A 16734-nucleotide genomic window follows, 5' to 3' on the forward strand; every position below is an offset into this window, starting at 1 on the left:
CTTAAATACCGCCACCTCGGCGGCCGTTCCACATTTCCCACACATATTCGCCACCCGAAAAACGACGACCGTCAATTCGGCGCACTGTTCAGCGCATCGGGAAACCGAACGAATAGCCCTGCTGCTTCAGCCACGGCAGGATCTCGCGCAGCGCGGCCACGGTCTCGGAGCGGTCGCCGCCGGCGTCGTGGAACAGGATGGTCGGCCCGTTGGGCAGTTCGCTCTTGACGGTGGTGACGATGGTGCCGGTGCCGGGGAGCTCGAAGTCCTTGGAGTCGACGTTCCACCCCAGCGGGCGCATGCCCTGCGCGGCGGCGAGATGACGGCTGTACGGCGTGAAGGCGCCCCCCGGCGCCCGGTAGTACAGCGGCCGTACGCCCCCGGAGGCCTTGGTGATCATGGCGGCGGCGTTCAGGATCTCCTGCTTCTGGTAGGACTCGGACTTCTTGTCCATGGTGGTGTCGTGCGACACCGAGTGGTCGCAGAGCCGGTGCCCGGCCGCCACCACCGCCTTGACCAGGTCCGGGTGGGCCTCGGCCTGCGGGCCCACCATGCAGAAGGTGGCCTTCACGCCGTACTCCCGCAGCACTTGGAGCACCTGAGGTGTCCAGGTCGGGTCCGGCCCGTCGTCGATGGTGATGTTGACGCCCCGCGCGCCCTTGTCGGAGGCGTGCACGATCTCCGCCGACACGGCGGCCGCCCGGTCCGGGGCCGAACTGGAGGCGCCGGGACGCGCATGGGCTCCGCCCCGCTGCGCGTTGACCACACCGGCCTGCGCGGTCCACATGGAAGTGGCCGCCGCCACCGCCGTCACACCGACCGCCGCCGCGAGTACCCGGCCGTACCAACCCCGCCCACCATGCCGTGCCATGTCCGCCCTGTTCCCTGTCCTGTTGTCCGCTTCCGTGCATTCGTCAGGACGGTATAAACGAGCGAAGGGATCCCGCTGTTACGGATTACGGACAATTTTCCGGGAGTTCGAGGTCGGCGGAGGGCGATCCCGCTCGGCGCAGGGTGAGTCGGCCGCGGAAGTTCTGCGGGACCGGGGCGAAGCGCAGCGCCATCGTGAGGTCCTCCGGGCGGTCGACACTCAGGTGGTACCGGGTGCACAACAGGTGACACAGGCCCATGAGTTGGACGGTGCCGATGTTCGCGCCGACGCACTTCTTGGGCGCCCAGCCGAACGGCACGTAGCAGGTACGGTCCGCGGGCCCGTGCGGCGCGCCCGGCAGGAAGCGGTCCGGATCGAAGACGTCCGGATGCTTCCACACCCGCTCGTCCCGGTGGATCAGATGCGGGCTCAGCAGATACCAGTCGCCGGGCTCCAGCCGGGTTTTGCCGAAGTCGAAGGGGAACTGGTTCCGCCGGACCAGCAGCAGCGGCGGGCTCCACAGGCGCAGCACCTCCTTCACGAACCGGTGCGTCACCGGGGCCGCGTGCGTCGGTGCCGTGCGGAACTCCACCGGGTCCACGGCGCACAGTTCCTCGGTGAGCCGCCGCTGCCACTCGGGGTTGCGGACGAACTCGTACAGCAGACTCGCCGCGGCGGTGCCCGGCGGCCCGCCGATGGCGGTGAGGACGGCGGTCACCACGTCCAGCGCGCGGTCCATGCCCATTCGGGGCAGCAGGTCGACGAAGGGATCGGCCAGGTCCGGCTCGCGCCTCCGCTTCCCGTGCGCGCGCTGCCGCAGCACCCGGCGCACGACAAGACCGGACCGCAACTGTACGACGACGAACTTCAGATGGTGCCAGGTGCCGCCCGGATCCGGCGAGATGAGCCGCAGCAGCTTCATCTCCAGGTCCCGGCGGACCAGATCCGCCTCGCCGGAGGTGAGACCCGTCAGCGCGACCGGCAGCATGGACCGCAGTGCCACGTCCTGGGTCAGCATCACCAGGTCGACGTCGTCGCCCAGCCGCTCGTCGAGGATTCGCCGCATGCGGTCGATCAGATCGCCGTGGTGCTCCGCCGTGGCCAGCGTGTGCAACTGGGTGAGCCACGCCGAACGGACCTCGCTCCACCGCACCTCGGGGCTGCGCCGCCGCCGCACCATGTCGATCAGCCGGTCGTGCATGACGAACCGGCGCCAGTTCGTGGCGCTGACCCGGCGCGCCGCCTCCGGCTCGAACACACCGAGCCGGATGTCGTCGACCCAGAAGATCCCGTCCTCGTTCGCGCTGCGCATCCGCATGAAGCGCAGGAAGTCCTCGGGGTGCTGCGGGGTGGTCATCGTGAACGTTCCCCTCGTGGGGCGCGGGGCGCCGGTCTGCGGCGGCTCCCCGCGCCGGGCCGGTCAGATGTGGTGGTACAGGTACCAGAAGTACTCGTACTGGCCTCGGATGTTGAGGACCGACTTCGCTTTGAGATACAGGGCGCGCATGCGCGTTCACCTCCTTCCGGGACAGCCGGTGCGGTCGCTCAGCACCGCGGTGAAACGCGGTGGAGCGAGCGCCGGGCCCACCTGGGGACCGGCGCCGTCGTGGGTGACCGACAGCCGCCGGTCACGGGTGATGGTGGTGACGAGGTCTTCGAGGAGCCGCATGGTGACGGTCGCTCCGGCGCAGGTGTGCGGCCCGTGGCCGAACGGGAGGTAGGCCCCGTCCGGCACGGGCGCCGCCCAGCGCTCCGGCACGAACTCGTCCGGCCGCTCCCAGTGCCCGGGGTGCCGGTGCACCAGATAGGTGCAGACGGCGAGTCGGTCGTGCGGGCCGACCTCCGTCCCGCCGAGCCGCTGCACATGGCTCGGCGTCCGCGCGAACAGCCACGCCACCGGCCACAGCCGCAGCGCCTCCCGGACCGTCCAACTCGGCTCCATGGCAAGGCGGTCGGGATGGGTGCCGAGGAGATGGACCGTCCACCCGAGAGCGAAGCCGACCGAGCCGACGGCGGCGAACAGGAAGGAGAGATAGACCTCGGCGAGGTCCTTCGGGTCCGATCCCGGCTCGCTCTCCTGTACGACGACGTCCATGAGGTCGCGGGGCTCGCTCGCACTGCCCGCCGACTCCCGTTGCCTGGAGCGTATTTCGGCATGCAGCATGCTCAGCGCGCGACGCCGGAAGAGCATCCGCGACGGCGGTGAGTGCCGGCGCCGCGCGCCCGCCAGTACCGCCCGGTGGACGATCTGCCCGACGGTGGCGTGGAGTTGCGGCGGGGCGCCCCGGTGCAGCAGGACGTCCCGGAGATGCCGGAACACGAGCAGGTTCCCCGCGTCCGGCCAGACACTGCTGGGGACAAGGTGTTCGGTGACCAGCGCGGGCAACTCCGGCCGCCGCGCGTCCAGATGGCGGCGGATCAGCGCACGGCCCGCCCGGCCGATCCGGATCTGGGTCGCACGGGGGCCGAATTCGCCGTGCCGGGTGCGGTAGAAGTCGGCCGCCTCGGCGACGGCCCCGTCCCGGTTGCCGAGCACCGCCCGGGCCGGCTCCGGACCCGCCACGCACACCGTGCCCGCGGCCGAGCGCCACACGTCGTGGACGCCGTCGAACTCCGCCGTCAGCAGGGCGAGGGGGTCGCGGACGCGGGGGACGGTGCCGCGGGGAGTGCGGGCGGGCTCACCGTGCCCCTGACGCGTCGCGGACGACTCCATGGTGCCCTCCTTCGAGAACGCGGAAGCGCGGCACACCACGTGCGGTACGTGCGACGCCCGACCGGCAGAACCAGCCTGCTGACCGCCCGGCGCCCTGTCGCGTGCTGTGCCGTTGAGCGGAACGGCAGGGCGTCCCCTGCTCCACGGCCCTCGTCTCTTGACGCCCGTCACCACCGCACCTAGCCTCGACTGAACACGTCTAGACAGGTAGGTCGACGATGGCGGACTCCCAGACTTCCCAGTCCCGGCAACTTCAGGTCGAGACCCACGGCCTCGACGTGATCGGCGACGCCGAACGCAAAGGCACCCCTCGCACACTGTTCTGGCCCTGGTTCGGGGCCAACGTCTCGATCCTGGGCCTGAGCTACGGCGCCTTCGCGCTCGGCTTCGGGATCTCCTTCTGGCAGGCGCTGATCGCCGGTGTGATCGGCATAGTGTTCTCCTTCCTGCTCTGCGGGTTCATCGCGGTCGCGGGCAAGCGCGGCTCCGCGCCCACGATGGTGCTCAGCCGCGCCGCCTACGGCGTACGCGGCAACCGGCTGCCGTCGGTGATCTCCTGGATCCTCACCGTCGGCTGGGAGACCGTCCTCACCGCCCTCGCGACCATGGCCACCGCGACCGTCTTCGACAGGCTCAGCTGGGGCGGCGGCACCGAGACCAAGGTGGTCGCGCTGATCATCGTCGGCGCGCTCGTCGTCGTCGGCGGAGTCATGGGCTTCGACCTGATCATGCGGCTGCAGACGGTCATCACGGTGGTCACCGCCGTGCTCACCGTCGTCTACATCGCCCTCGTCGCCGACCACATCCACTGGAGCACGGTCAGCGCCCTACCGGCGGGCTCCGCCCAGGAGTTCATCGGCGCGGTGGTGTTCATGATGACCGGCTTCGGCCTCGGCTGGGTCAACGCCGCCGCCGACTACTCCCGCTATCTGCCCCGGAGTTCGTCCAGCAGAGGCGTGATCGGCTGGACCACGTTCGGCGCCTCCGTCGCCCCCCTGCTCCTGCTGGTCTTCGGCCTGCTGCTCGCCGGTTCCTCCAGCACGCTCAACAAGGCGGTCGCCGCCGACCCGATCGGCGCGCTCACGACGATCCTGCCCACCTGGTTCCTGGTCCCCTTCGCCGTGGTCGCCGTGCTCGGCCTGGTCGGCGGCGCGGTCCTCGACATCTACTCCTCCGGCCTGGCCCTCCTCTCGGCGGGCCTGCGGGTCCCGCGCTATCTCGCCGCGCTCGTCGACGGCGTCCTGATGATCGCGGGCTCCATCTACATCGTGTTCTTCGCCGACGACTTCCTCGGCCAGTTCATGGGCTTCCTCACCACTCTCGGCGTCCCGATCGCCGCCTGGTGCGGCATCATGCTCGCCGACCTCGCCCTGCGCCGCCGCGACTACGACGAGGGCGACCTCTACCGCCCGGCCGGCCGCTACGGCGACGTACCGCTCACGCCCCTCCTCCTCACCCTCGCCGCCACGGCGATCGGCTGGGGCCTGGTCACCAACACGGCCGCCAGCTGGCTCACTTGGCAGGGCTACCTTCTCGACCCGCTCGGCCTCGGCGGCAAGTCCGGCGCCTGGGCCTACGCCAACCTCGGCGTCCTGGCCGCCCTCGCCCTCGGCTTCCTCGGCACCCTCGCCCTGGGGCGCGGCCGCATCCAGCGCCAGGAGCAGCAGGCCGCCAGCCCCGAGGCGGTGCCCGCCGTATGACCACCGCACCCGGCCACCTCGCAGTCATCGACATGCAGCGCGTCTTCGCCGAACCCGACAGCCCCTGGGCCACCCCCCGCTTCGACGAAGCGGCAGCAGGTGTACGGCGACTGCTGCCGGCCTTCGGGGAGGACGTCACCTTCACCCGCTTCCTGGCCCCCGAGAAACCCGAGGGCAGTTGGCGCGCCTACTACGACCAGTGGCCCTTCGCCCTCCAGCCGCCGGACGCCCCGCTCTGGCGGCTGACCGACGAATTCGCCGCCCGGGCACGGCACTTGGTGGACGCGCCCACCTTCGGCAAGTGGACCCCGGCACTCGCAGAGCGCGTCGCCCCCACCGGCCGCCTCGTCCTGGCCGGCGTCAGCACCGACTGCTGCGTCCTGTCAACCGCGCTCGCCGCCGCCGACGCCGGCGCCGAGGTACTGGTCGTCTCCGACGCCTGCGCCGGGGTGGACGACGACTCCCACGCCAAGGCGCTGCACGTCATGGACCTCTACCGGCCCCTGATCCGGGTGGTCACCGTCGCCGAGGCGGTCGGGGAGGCGTCATGACCGGCGTCCGGCTCAAACACCAGCGCATCACCGAGGTCCTCGCCAAGGAGATCCGCAGCGGCCACCGCCCCGCCGGCGAGCAGCTGCCCGGCGAACACGCCCTGGCCCAACGCTTCGGCGTCAGCCGCACGACCGTCCGCGCGGCCCTCGCCGAACTCAGCGAGGCGGGCCTGATCGCCACCCGCACCGGCAAGGGCTCCTACGTCCTCTTCGACGGCCGCCCACTGGACGACAGCCTCGGCTGGGCCCACGCGCTCGCCACCCAGGGCATCGACACCCGGGTCCGGACGCTCGCCGTGGACGCCAGACGGGACGAGGAGCTGGCCCGTCAACTCACCCTGAACAGCGTCGAGTTCGTGTGTGTGGAGCGGATACGGGAACTGGTCGCGGACGGGGTCGCGGTGTCCTACGAACGCAGCTTCCTGCCGCCCGTGCCCGGGGTACGGGAGCTGCCGTCCCGAGGCCTGGACCAGGAGTCGCTGACCGATGTGATGCTGCGGGCCGGGCTGCGGCCCGACCACGGCGAACAGCGGGTCGGCGGGCGACGGATCGACGGGCGGGAGGCGGAGCTGCTGCGCCGCGAACCGGGTGACTGGTTCCTCGACACGCGCCGCACCAGCAGGGCCGCCGACGGCTCCTTCGTCGAACATGTCGTGAGCCTCCTCGACCCCGACCACTTCCAACTGACCCTCGCCTTCGGCTGAACCGCCGAACTCGCGAACCCGCCCCGGAAAGTACCCATGACCCTCCAGAGCCGCGCCACCGGAGCCCTCCACGGACTCGCCCTCGGCGACGCCCTCGGCATGCCCACCCAAATGCTGTCCCGCCCACGGATCACCGCACGCTACGGCCCCTTCCTCACCGGCTTCCACCCGGCCGACCCCGACCATCCGCTGGCCGCCGGCATGCCGGCCGGCACCGTCACCGACGACACCGAACAGGCCCTGCTGCTGGCCGGGTTGCTGCTCGACGGCAAGGGCCGGATCGACCCGGCGGAACTCGCCCGGCGCCTGGTCGCCTGGGAGGACGACATGCGGGCCAGGGGCTCCCTCGACCTGCTCGGCCCGTCCACCAAGCGCGCCGTGGAGCAGGTCCTCGCGGGCACTCCCGTCGACGAGGTGGGACGCTACGGCACCACCAACGGCGCGGCGATGCGTATCGCCCCCGTGGGCATCGCGATGCCGGTCGCGGACCCGGTGGCTCTGGTGGACCGGGTGGTGGAGGCGAGCAGCCTCACCCACAACACCGGGGTCGCCCTCGCCGGTGCCGCGGCCGTGGCAGCCGCCGTGAGCGCGGGAGTTGACGGGGCGTCGGTTCCCGAGGCGGTCGAAGTGGCCGTGTCGGCGGCCCGGTTGGCGGCGGGACGGGGACATTGGGTGGCCGCCGCCGACGTCGCCGAGCGGATCGTGTGGGCGACGGGACTGGTGCGGGGCCTCGGCCGGACCCAAGTCTGCGAGCGGGTCTACACGTTGGTCGGGACGAGCCTCGCCACACAGGAGTCCGTGCCGGCCGCCTTCGCCGTCCTGGCCGCCTGCCCCGACGACCCCTGGCAGGCCGCACTGCTCGCCGCGTCCGTCGGCGGCGACTGCGACACGATCGCCGCGATCGCGGGCACCGTCGGCGGCGCCTGCCACGGCGTGGACGCCTTCCCGGCCGACGCGCGCGAGACGCTCGTCCGCGTCAACCCGGCGCTGGACCTGGACGCCACGGCGGCAGCACTGCTCGGCCTGCGGGAGCGGTCGTGAGCGGGGCGGGGGTGGCGTCTTTGCGGCGTCGTGATCGGCCTGGATGTCACAGTGGCGGCGCTGTTCGGTTTGCGGGGGTGGTCGGGGCGGGGGTGGCGTCTTGGCGACGTCGTCGGCCTGGTCGCTTCGGCCGCGGCCCTGCGCGTCCTGCGGGAGTTGCGAGTGCGAGGCTCCGGGACCTCGGCGCTGCCATCGGTGACCTGGATGTCTCGGTCATGGCCGGGCTTGGCCTGCGGGGGCGGTCGTGAGCGGGCGGCTCTGGCAACATCGTCGTCGACGTCGTCCTGGAGGTCCCGGCCCTCCCCGAGCGCGGCGGCGACGTCCTCGCCACCCGCACCGAACGCACCCCCGGCGGTGGCTTCAACGTGATGGCCGCCGCCGCTCGGCAGGGCCTCCCGGTGACCTACGCCGGAGCGCACGGCACCGGCCCCTTCGGCGACCGCGCCCGCGTCGCGCTGCGCGCCGAGGGCATCGACGCCCTGCTCGCCCAGCGCCCGGAACGGGACACCGGCTTCGTGGTCTGCCTGGTCGACGCGGACGGCGAGCGCACCTTCGTCACCAGTCCCGGCGCCGAGGCGACCCTGACCCCCGCCGACCTGACCCAACTCCTGCCAGCCCCGGGCGACTTGGTGTACGTCACCGGATACAGCCTGCTGTACGACAGCAACCGGGCCGCCCTGCTCTGCCTCCTGCCCCGACTTGACCCGGCCGTCACGCTGGTCGTCGATCCGGGCCCGTTGGCGGCCGAAATCCCGGACACCGCACTGGAGTTGCTGCTCGCCCGTGCCGACTGGTGGAGCTGCAACGCCCGCGAGGCCGCGCTGCTCACCGGCGTCGACGACCCGGCCGAGGCGGCCCGCACCCTCCAATCCCGTCTGGGGCGCGGCTCGGTGCTGGTCCGCACCGGTCCCGGCGGCTGTCTGGTGCACCAGGACGCACGCCTCGTCGAAGTCCCCGGGTTCGCCGTGGACGCCGTCGACCTCAACGGCGCGGGTGACGCGCACACCGGTGTCTTCATGGCTGCCCTGGCCCTGGGGTTGGACCCGGTTGCCGCCGCCCGCCGGGCCAACGCGGGCGCCGCCCTGGCCGTCACCGCACCGGGCCCGGCGACCGCGCCGGACGCGGCACGGCTGGACGCGTTCCTGACCTAGGCGTACTCCAAGGTCAGTTGCCGTCCCGCCGGGAGACCTCGACGTTCTCCAGGATGCCGATCGCGTCCGGCACCAGGACCGCCGCCGAGAAGTAGGTGCTCACCAGGTAGGAGATGATCGCCTGCTCGTTGATGCCCATGAACCGTACGTTGAGGCCCGGTTCGAGCTCGTCCGGGATGCCCGTCTGGTACAGACCGACCACGCCCTGGTCGTCCTCCCCGGTGCGCATCGCGATGATCGACGACGTGCGGGAGGAGCTGACCGGGATCTTGCCGCACGGCAGCAGCGGTACTCCGCGCCAGGCCGGCAGATGGTGGCCGCCGACGTCGATGCCGCTGAAGTAGACGCCCCGCTTGTTGCACTCGCGGCCGAAGGCGGCGATCGCCCGTGGATGCGCGAACAGGTAGCGGGTGTCGCGCCGCATGCTCAGCAGTTCGTCCAGGTCGTCGGGGGTCGGCGGCCCGGAGTGGGTGGAGATCCGCTGGTCGTAGTCGGCGTTGTGCAGCAGCCCGAAGTCCCGGTTGTTGACGAGTTCGTTCTCCTGCCGCTCGCGCAACGCCTCGACGGTCAGCCGGAGTTGCTGCTGCGTCTGGTGCATCGGCTGGTTGTAGAGGTCGGTGACGCGGCTGTGCACCTTCAACACGGTCTGCGCGACGCTGAGTTCGTATTCGCGCGGGGCCAGTTCGTAGTCCACGAACGTTCCCGGCAGATCCGGCTCGCCCGCATGTCCGGCGCTGAGCGCGATCGCCGCCTCGCCGAAGGTGTTGAGCGGACCGGGCTCGTCCGTGGCGCGCGCCTCGACATGCGCGCGCAGCTCCGCGTGCCGGTCGGCGACGGCCTGGTACGCCACGTGCGGCAGCGTCAGCACCGTGGTGGCCGTCGCCGCGCGGACCGTGAACTCCCAGGCGCCGTCGGGTTCGGCGAGCACCTGGCCGCCGAAGGCGCCGCCGTCGGCCAGCAGCCCGACGACCGCCTCGTCCCCGTAGGGGCCCTCACCGAGCCGCTCCACCTTTCCGTGCGCGACCAGGAACACCGAGTCGGCGGGCTGGCCCGCCTGGACGATCAACTGCCCCGGCGCGTAGTCCCGTTGCTCGAACCGCTCGGCCAGCGCGCCGAGCGCGTCGCCGTCCGCGAAGCCGCGCAGCAGCGGGAGTTCGGTCAACTCGGCCGGGACGACCCGCACTTGCGCACCGGTCTGCACGAACGTCACCCGTCCGTCGCCGCGCGTGTACGACAGCCGACGGTTGACGCGGTAGGTGCCACCGGGCACGTTCACCCAGGGCAGCATGCGGGTCAGCCACCGGGAGCTGATGCCCTGCATCTGGGGTTCGGACTTGGTCGTGGTCGCCAGGGTGCGTGCCGCGGCGGTTCCGAGGCTCTGCTGTTCCCGCTCCTCGGCGCCCGCCTCGGGCGCGGTACCGGTCTCGACCGACATGGTGCCTTCTCTCCTGTCGCGCGGATGGCGGAATGCCTGCGTCCCGTCACGTTCCGTGCGTACAGCTACCCGTCATCGGTCACGACGAGTGATGACCTCGGACAGCGGTCGAGGCACATGCCGGTCGCACGTGCCTCCGCACCACCCCCGGTCGACCCGGTATCACTCGTTCGGGGGATCAGAGCCCGGGCGGCTCAGAGCGTCTTGCCGGGATTGAGGATCCCGTGCGGATCGAAGGCGTCCTTCAGCCGCCGCTGCAACGCGTGGGCGGTGGGCCCGAGTTCGTCCGCCACCCACTGCCGCTTCAGTACGCCCACGCCGTGCTCACCGGTCAGCGTCCCGCCGAGCCGCAGCGCCAGCGCGAAGATCTCGCCGGCCGCCTCCCAGGCCGCCTCCGGGAGCCGGTCCAGGGCCGGATCCACCACGATGATCGGATGGAGGTTGCCGTCCGCCGCGTGCGCCAGCGTGTAGACGGGCACGGCATGACGGGCCGAGATCGCGCGGATCGCGCGGACCGCCTCCGCGAGCCGGGAGCGGGGTACGGCGATGTCCTCGATCAGCGGCCGGCCCAGCCGCTCCAGTGCGGGCAGGGCGAGCCGGCGGGCCGCGAGCAGCGCCTCCGCCTCCACCGGGTCCGCCGTGGTCTCCACGGTCGTGGCCGTCGCAGCGAGCACCCGCGCGACCTGCTCCGCCTCGGCGCTCGCCCCCGCGCCGTCGCACTGCACCAGCAGCAGCGCCGCCCCGCGCGCGCCCAGTGCCGGGTCGACGGCGTGCAGCACCGGCCCGTCGAGCAGCTCCGCGAGCGACGGCACGACCCCGGCCCGCCCGATCGCGTACGAGGCCTCCGCTGCCGCCTCGAACGACTCGAACCAGGCGGCGATCGTGGCGGTCGCCACCGGCACCGGACGCAGCCGCAGGGTCGCCGAGGTGATGACGGCGAGGGTGCCCTCGGAGCCGGTCAGTAGCGCGGTGAGGTCGTAACCGGTGACCCCTTTGACGGTACGGCGACCGGTCGTGACCACCGTCCCGTCGGCGAGGACGGCCTCCAGGCCGAGCACACTGTCCCGCGTCACCCCGTACTTCGCGCACCGCAGCCCGCCCGCGTTGGTTGCGATGTTCCCGCCGATCGTCGAGATCGCCGCACTCGCCGGATCCGGCGCGTACCGCAGCCCGTGCTCGTCCGCCGCCCGGTCCAACTCGGCGGTGATCACGCCCGGTTCGACGACGGCCAGCTGGTCGTCGGCCGACAGTTCCAGGATGCGGTTCATCCCGGACAGGTCCAGCACGAGCACCCCCTCACCGGCCGACGCCCCGCCCGACAGCCCGGTGCCCGCGCCGCGCGGCACCACCGGCACCCGCAGCGCGTTCGCGTGCCGGAGTGTGACGGTCACGTCCTCGGTGCGCCGGGCGTGCACCACGGCCAGCGGGACACCGTCCGGCCGGGTGCCCGACCGGTCCGTGGCGTGCGCGGCCAACGTGCGCGGGTCCGTGGCCAGTCGGTCGGGCGGCAGATCCCGGGCGAGCAGACCGAGGAGCCGGGCGGCGGCGGTGGCGGTCGGGGGAGCTGTGGTCACGGGTTCCGTACCTTCGCTGTGCGTGCCTTCACGGATTCAACGCCTTCGTTCCGATCACGAGCAGGGAGATGTCCTCCTGGGGTGCGTGCACGGGCGCGCACTGGATGTCCCGGAAGTGCCGCTCCAGCGGATTGCCGCGCGCGAGCCCGGGATTGCCGAGCAGCCGTACCGCCAGCTCCACCGCCCGTACACCGTGCCGGTCGGCCAACACCCTCGCTCCCAGGGCCTGTTCGGGGGTGTAGGTGGTGTCACCCGCGTCGAGGCGCGCCGCTCCGCCGAACACCAGCTCCTCGGCACCGGTCAGCAGCACCTCGATCTCCCCGGCGGTCCTGCGGAACCGTTCCGTACGGGCCACCGGATGACCGAGGTTGGCGGGTACGCGCTCGTGGGCGAACGTGTGGAAGAAGGACTGCGCGGCTCGCGCGACCCCCAAGTAGAGGGCCGCGAGCGGGAGATGCAGGGCCGCGCCGACCCGGTTGTCCTGCTCGGCCGCCGCGCCGTAGGGGCCGATGCCGATGACGTGCTCGTAAGGGATCTCCACGTTCCGGAACGTCACGTCGTGGCTGCCGCTGGCCCGCAGCCCCAACTGGTCCCAGCGGCCGGTGATCCCGATACCGGGGGAGCCTCCCGGCACCAGGAAGGTGCCGACGCGCGGCTCCGGTTCGTCGGTGGTGGCCCACACCAGGAACCAGTCCAGGCCCTCCGCGCCGGTCACGAAACGCTTGGTGCCGCTCAGCGACCAGCCGTCGGGGGTGCGCCGGGCGAGCGTCGAGGGGAGGCCGCCGCGCGCGGGGGAGCCCAGCTCGGGTTCCACGCGGGCGTGGTTGACGAGCACGGGCCGTTCGAAGGACTCCTTGACGAGGCGCGCGTACAACTCCTCGGGCCAGTGAGGCTGTACGGCCTGCCGGGCGTGCGTGTTGAGGGTCATCGCCGCGATGAGGGCGACGGACGGGTCGCCGCGCCCGATCCGGTGGAGGATGCGCGCGCTCTCCTCGACCCGGGCGCCCCGGCCGCCGTACCGCTCCCCGATGGTCGCGGTGAGCAGTCCGGCCTCGTGGGCGATCCGGAGGGACTCGGCGGGGAAGACGCCCGACTGGTCGTAGCCGGCGGCCAGTTCGGCGATGCGGGCGGTCACAGGGCCTTCTTCAGGTCGGAGTTGAGTGCGGTGGTCCAGAACGACTTCACGTCCAGGTGCTCCTTCAGCGCGCCGAGTTCGGTGAAGGCGTCGGCCACCTTCTGCTGGGAGGCGATCGCGTCGGCGCCGACTGTCCTGGCCTGAGTGGGGCGTTGTTTCTGCGCGGCGACCAGGTCCGACTTGGCCTGTGCCACCGGCTGGTGGGTGGCGTCGGCGGTGACCTTCGCGAATCCGTCCTCGTGGCCGTCGCGGACGTAGGCGTACGCCTTGGTGATGCGGGCGATCAGGTCCGCCGCGGCGGCCCGCCGGGCGGGGCTCTTCAGGACGCTGTCGCGGGCGGACCAGAGGAAGTTGCCGGACAGGATGCCCGCGCCGGAGCCGACCGTGCGGGCGCCCTGCTGGTGGGCCGTGATGATCGACGTGCCGTAGGACGCGAAGGCGTCGATGGAGCCGCCGTTCAGGGCCGCGAGGCCGTCGTTCGGCAGCAGCGGTTTGGCGTCGATGTCCGACCACTTGAGGCCGGCCTGCTTCAGCAGTTCGTAGAGGAAGTAGTGGGCGGTGGTGTTCTGGACGTAGCCGACCTTCTTGCCCTTCAGACCGGCGATGTCGGTCACCTTCGAGCCCTTGGGGACGACGACTTCCTGGTTGAGGGTCGTGCCGCGCTGGACGGCGACGACCTTGAAGTTCGGCTTGCCGTCGGCGGCCGAGAAGATGGGCGGGATCTCGCTGGAGGAGGCCAGGTCCAGAGCTCCGGCACGGACGGCCTGGAGCTGCTTGTCGCCGCCCTGGAAGAGGTCCCACTTCACCTTGTACGGGGTGTCGTCGAGGTGGGCGTACTTGAGGACGGCCTCGTCGACCTTCCAGCCGGTGTCGCCGACCCGCAGGGTCACGGAGGAGATGTCGGAGGACGAGGAGTCGGCCGTCGCGCTGCCTCCGCAGGCCGCGGCGAAGGGCAGGAGAAGGGCGAGGGCGGCGGTGGACGCGCGCAGGGTGTGGCGCAACAACACGGTTTCTCCATAAGGGGGTTCGCAATCAGAGGGGGGCGGACGGATCAGGCGGCATGCGAGGTCGTCGCCCGGTGGGCGAGTTCCTGGCGGACCAGGGGCAGCACGTGCCGGGCGTAGTCGATCGCGTCGTTGAGCGGGTCGTAGCCGCGGATCGACAGCAGGTCGCAGCCGATGTCGACGTAGTCGAGGAGCGCCTGGGCGACCGTCTCGGGCGTGCCGACAAGGGCGGTTGACGCGCCGGCCGCGTTGGTGGCGACGGCGGGGGCGGTCCACAGGCAGCGGTCCTGGACCTCACCGCGCTCGGCGATGTCGAGGAGGCGCTGCGAGCCGACGTTCGCCGGGCGGCCGGTGGTGCGGTAGTGACGGAGCAACTCGGTGTTCTTCGCCTGGTCCTTGAGGACTCCGAGGGTGCGGCGGGCCTTCTCCCAGGCGAGTTCCTCGGTGGGCGCGACGATCGGGCGGAACGACACCCAGATACGGGGGTGCGGGCGTCCGACGGCGTCGGCGACGGCGTTGACGGCGGCGATCTGCTCGGCCGTCTCCTTCAGCGGCTCGCCCCACAGCCCGAAGATGTCGCCCTGCTGACCGCCCACCCGGTACGCGTCCTGCGAGGAGCCGCCGACGGAGATCGGGACCAGGCCGTTCACCGGCTTCACATCGGAGTAGTAGCCCTCGAACCTGAAGTACTTGCCCTCGTGCGAGACGGGTCCCTCGGCCTGCCACACCTTCCGCAGGATCTGGATGTACTCGTCCGAACGCTCGTACCGCTCCACCTTGTTGAGGTAGTCGCCCTCCCGGCGCTGCTCCTCGTCGCTGCCCCCGGAGATGATGTGCAGGGTGAGCCGGCCGTCGCTGATCCGGTCCAGGGTGGCCAGGGCGCGGGCCGCGTGCGTCGGGAAGACCACGCCGGGTCGGTGGGCGAGGATCGGGCGGATCCGCTCGGTGTGGGTGGCGACGAACTGGGCGATCTGGAAGGCGTCCGGCGAGGCCGAATGGTAGGCGACCAGAGTGTGGTCGAAACCGCCGTCGTCCAGCGCGCGGGCGTACTTGCGGAGGTGGTCGACGTCGAAGCCGGTACGGCTCGCGGCGGCGGGACCCGAGGCCCCGGAGTCGGTGTGGACGGCGCTGATGAACTCGACAGGCATGAGCGAACTCCTAAGACATGAAGGTCACTTGAGCAGAGAGGTGTCGGCGGCCCTGGCCACGTCGACGTTCGGGTCGAGGACCCCGATGCCGTTCATGAGGTCGGCGACCTGCTGGACGGTGGTGTTGACGTCCGACGTGATCGGCAGCACCTGGCTGTAGGCGGCCGAGGCGAGGGCCTTGGCCACCGAGGCGTCGGCGCCGTTGCGCTGCTCGATGGCCTTCGCGTACGCGTCCTGGTGGGTGCTGGTCCACTTCAGCGCCGTGCTCAGGCGCTTGAGGAAATCGCTCAGCGCGGTCTTCTTCGCGGAGTTGGCAAGGGCCTTGTCGGAGGCGTTGATGAAGCCGATGCCGCTGACCCGGCCGTCCGCGCCGTCGACGAGGAGCTTGCCGCCCTGCTCCAGACCGACGGCCTGGTAGACGCCGAAGGTCGCCCAGATCTTGATCTTCCCGGAGGCGAAGGCGGCCTGCGCGTCGGTCGGCAGCAGGTACTGCACCTTGACGTCCTTGTAGCTGAGCCCGTTCTGCTTGAGGACGTTGGCCAGCAGATACTCCGAGACGCTGCCCTTCGCGGAGGACACCACGACCTTCTGGCCCTTGAGGTCCTTCACGCTGGCGATGCCGGAGTCCTTGCGGACGACGATCCCGACGTGCGTGCCGTCGTTCTTGAGGGCCGCCACGTTCTTGATCTTGACCCCGCCGCTGAGCGCCTGGAGCGCGGGCAGGTCGGCGGAGTACCCGGTGTCGGCGGCGTTCGCCTGCACGGCCTGGTAGAGCGGGGCCGCGCCCTGGAACTCGGCCCACTTCACCTTGTACTCGGCGCCCTTGAGCGCGTCCGAGGCGGCGATGATCGTCTGTAGGGTCTTGGCCTGGTCGCCGATGGTGAGGGTGACCTGTCCGCCGGAGGCGGTGTCCGCCGAGGAGTCGGCGCCGCAGGCGCTCAACGCCAGCAGGGTGGTCAGGCTCAGGGTGGCGGCGGCGATTCTGCGGATCACGAGGGGGTTCCTTCCAGGGTGCGGGTCACGCCGAGCCAGTTCAGGAGGCGGGCGCGCAGGGTCACGAACTCGGGGGCGGTCAGATCACGGGGACGGGGCAGATCGACGGTCAACTCGTGGGCGATACGGCCCTCGTCCATCACCAGCACGCGGTCGGCGAGCAGCAGCGCCTCCTCCACGTCATGGGTGACCAGGAGGATCGCGCACCCGTGCAGCCGCCACAGCTCGGCGACGAGCGCCTGCACCTTGCCCCGGGTCAGCGCGTCCAGAGCGCCGAACGGCTCGTCCAGGAGCAGGAGTTCGGGCTCACGGACCAGGGCGCGGGCCAGCGACACGCGCTGGGCCTGACCGCCGGACAGCGTCTTCGGCCAGACGGTCGCGCGCTCCGCGATGCCGACCTCGTCGAGCGCCTTGACGGCAAGGTCCCTGTCCGGGCGGCCCGGCAGGCCGAGCACGACGTTGCGCCACACCTTCAACCAGGGCAGCAGCCTTGGGGACTGGAAGGCCGCGCTGCGCCGGGCCGGCACGGTCACCTCGCCGCCGATCTCGTCGTCGAGCCCCGCGAGAATCCGCAGCAGCGTCGACTTGCCGCAGCCGCTGTGCCCGAGCAGGGCCACGAACTCGCCCTCGCGGATGTCCAGATCGAGGTCGTGCAGGACGGTGTTGCCGTCGAAGGCCCGCGAAAGTCCCCGTATCTCAATGGAGTTGGCCATG

At 71.5% G+C, this 16734-nt stretch carries 15 protein-coding genes; 5 read left to right on the plus strand and 10 right to left on the minus strand.

Features of this window, described 5'->3' with window-relative positions; genetic code table 11:
• Window positions 1-88: 88 nt before the first annotated feature.
• The 3 genes from AB0I51_RS18505 to AB0I51_RS18515 all read right to left on the minus strand — a co-directional run bounded on the left by AB0I51_RS18505 (window position 89) and on the right by AB0I51_RS18515 (window position 3584).
• Window positions 89-871 carry a polysaccharide deacetylase family protein gene (locus tag AB0I51_RS18505; RefSeq protein ID WP_362976288.1) on the minus strand — a complete coding sequence of 261 codons (783 nt, stop codon included), beginning with the start codon at window positions 869-871 and terminating at the stop codon, window positions 89-91.
• An 85-nt stretch (window positions 872-956) separates the two neighbouring features.
• Window positions 957-2228 carry a cytochrome P450 gene (locus tag AB0I51_RS18510; protein ID WP_362976290.1) on the minus strand — a complete coding sequence of 424 codons (1272 nt, stop codon included), beginning with the start codon at window positions 2226-2228 and terminating at the stop codon, window positions 957-959.
• A 156-nt stretch (window positions 2229-2384) separates the two neighbouring features.
• Entirely contained in the window at window positions 2385-3584 is a 1200-nt protein-coding gene (locus AB0I51_RS18515; RefSeq protein WP_362976292.1) for a cytochrome P450, read from the minus strand.
• Window positions 3585-3802: 218 nt separating this feature from the next.
• On the opposite strand from AB0I51_RS18515, the gene AB0I51_RS18520 reads away from it, so the two are divergent.
• The 5 genes from AB0I51_RS18520 to AB0I51_RS18540 all read left to right on the plus strand — a co-directional run bounded on the left by AB0I51_RS18520 (window position 3803) and on the right by AB0I51_RS18540 (window position 8731).
• On the plus strand, window positions 3803-5284 hold the full coding sequence (locus AB0I51_RS18520) for a cytosine permease (RefSeq protein ID WP_362976294.1): 1482 nt from the start codon (window positions 3803-3805) through the stop codon (window positions 5282-5284).
• A complete protein-coding gene (locus tag AB0I51_RS18525; protein WP_362976296.1) occupies window positions 5281-5835 on the plus strand; it encodes an isochorismatase family protein in 555 nt (184 codons plus the stop codon). The genes AB0I51_RS18520 and AB0I51_RS18525 overlap by 4 nt, the downstream gene beginning before the upstream one ends.
• On the plus strand, window positions 5832-6539 hold the full coding sequence (locus AB0I51_RS18530) for a GntR family transcriptional regulator (RefSeq protein ID WP_362976298.1): 708 nt from the start codon (window positions 5832-5834) through the stop codon (window positions 6537-6539). The genes AB0I51_RS18525 and AB0I51_RS18530 overlap by 4 nt, the downstream gene beginning before the upstream one ends.
• A 36-nt stretch (window positions 6540-6575) precedes the next feature.
• Window positions 6576-7580: an ADP-ribosylglycohydrolase family protein gene (locus AB0I51_RS18535; RefSeq protein WP_362976300.1), complete on the plus strand. Its 1005-nt coding sequence runs from the start codon at window positions 6576-6578 to the stop codon at window positions 7578-7580.
• 266 nt (window positions 7581-7846) lie between these two features.
• Entirely contained in the window at window positions 7847-8731 is an 885-nt protein-coding gene (locus AB0I51_RS18540; RefSeq protein WP_362976520.1) for a PfkB family carbohydrate kinase, read from the plus strand.
• A gap of 13 nt (window positions 8732-8744) precedes the next feature.
• Here the strand turns inward: AB0I51_RS18540 and AB0I51_RS18545 are convergent, their stop codons facing one another.
• The 7 genes from AB0I51_RS18545 to AB0I51_RS18575 all read right to left on the minus strand — a co-directional run bounded on the left by AB0I51_RS18545 (window position 8745) and on the right by AB0I51_RS18575 (window position 16733).
• A complete protein-coding gene (locus AB0I51_RS18545) occupies window positions 8745-10166 on the minus strand; it encodes a family 2B encapsulin nanocompartment shell protein (protein WP_362976302.1) in 1422 nt (473 codons plus the stop codon).
• 194 nt (window positions 10167-10360) lie between these two features.
• Window positions 10361-11740 carry an FAD-linked oxidase C-terminal domain-containing protein gene (locus AB0I51_RS18550; RefSeq protein ID WP_362976304.1) on the minus strand — a complete coding sequence of 460 codons (1380 nt, stop codon included), beginning with the start codon at window positions 11738-11740 and terminating at the stop codon, window positions 10361-10363.
• A gap of 28 nt (window positions 11741-11768) precedes the next feature.
• Window positions 11769-12875: an acyl-CoA dehydrogenase family protein gene (locus AB0I51_RS18555; RefSeq protein ID WP_362976306.1), complete on the minus strand. Its 1107-nt coding sequence runs from the start codon at window positions 12873-12875 to the stop codon at window positions 11769-11771.
• Window positions 12872-13882, minus strand: coding sequence for an ABC transporter substrate-binding protein (locus tag AB0I51_RS18560; protein WP_362976308.1), 1011 nt, complete (start codon window positions 13880-13882; stop codon window positions 12872-12874). Before AB0I51_RS18560 ends, AB0I51_RS18555 begins: the two co-directional genes overlap by 4 nt.
• Window positions 13883-13926: 44 nt before the next feature.
• Window positions 13927-15027: an LLM class flavin-dependent oxidoreductase gene (locus AB0I51_RS18565; RefSeq protein WP_362976310.1), complete on the minus strand. Its 1101-nt coding sequence runs from the start codon at window positions 15025-15027 to the stop codon at window positions 13927-13929.
• 24 nt (window positions 15028-15051) lie between these two features.
• Window positions 15052-16020 (minus strand): ABC transporter substrate-binding protein, encoded by a 969-nt coding sequence (locus tag AB0I51_RS18570; RefSeq protein WP_362976312.1) that lies wholly within the window; start codon window positions 16018-16020, stop codon window positions 15052-15054.
• A complete protein-coding gene (locus tag AB0I51_RS18575; RefSeq protein ID WP_362976314.1) occupies window positions 16017-16733 on the minus strand; it encodes an ABC transporter ATP-binding protein in 717 nt (238 codons plus the stop codon). The genes AB0I51_RS18570 and AB0I51_RS18575 overlap by 4 nt, the downstream gene beginning before the upstream one ends.
• Window position 16734 lies beyond the last annotated feature (1 nt).

It is taken from the genome of Streptomyces sp. NPDC050549 (assembly GCF_040655035.1).
Lineage (GTDB): Bacteria > Actinomycetota > Actinomycetes > Streptomycetales > Streptomycetaceae > Streptomyces.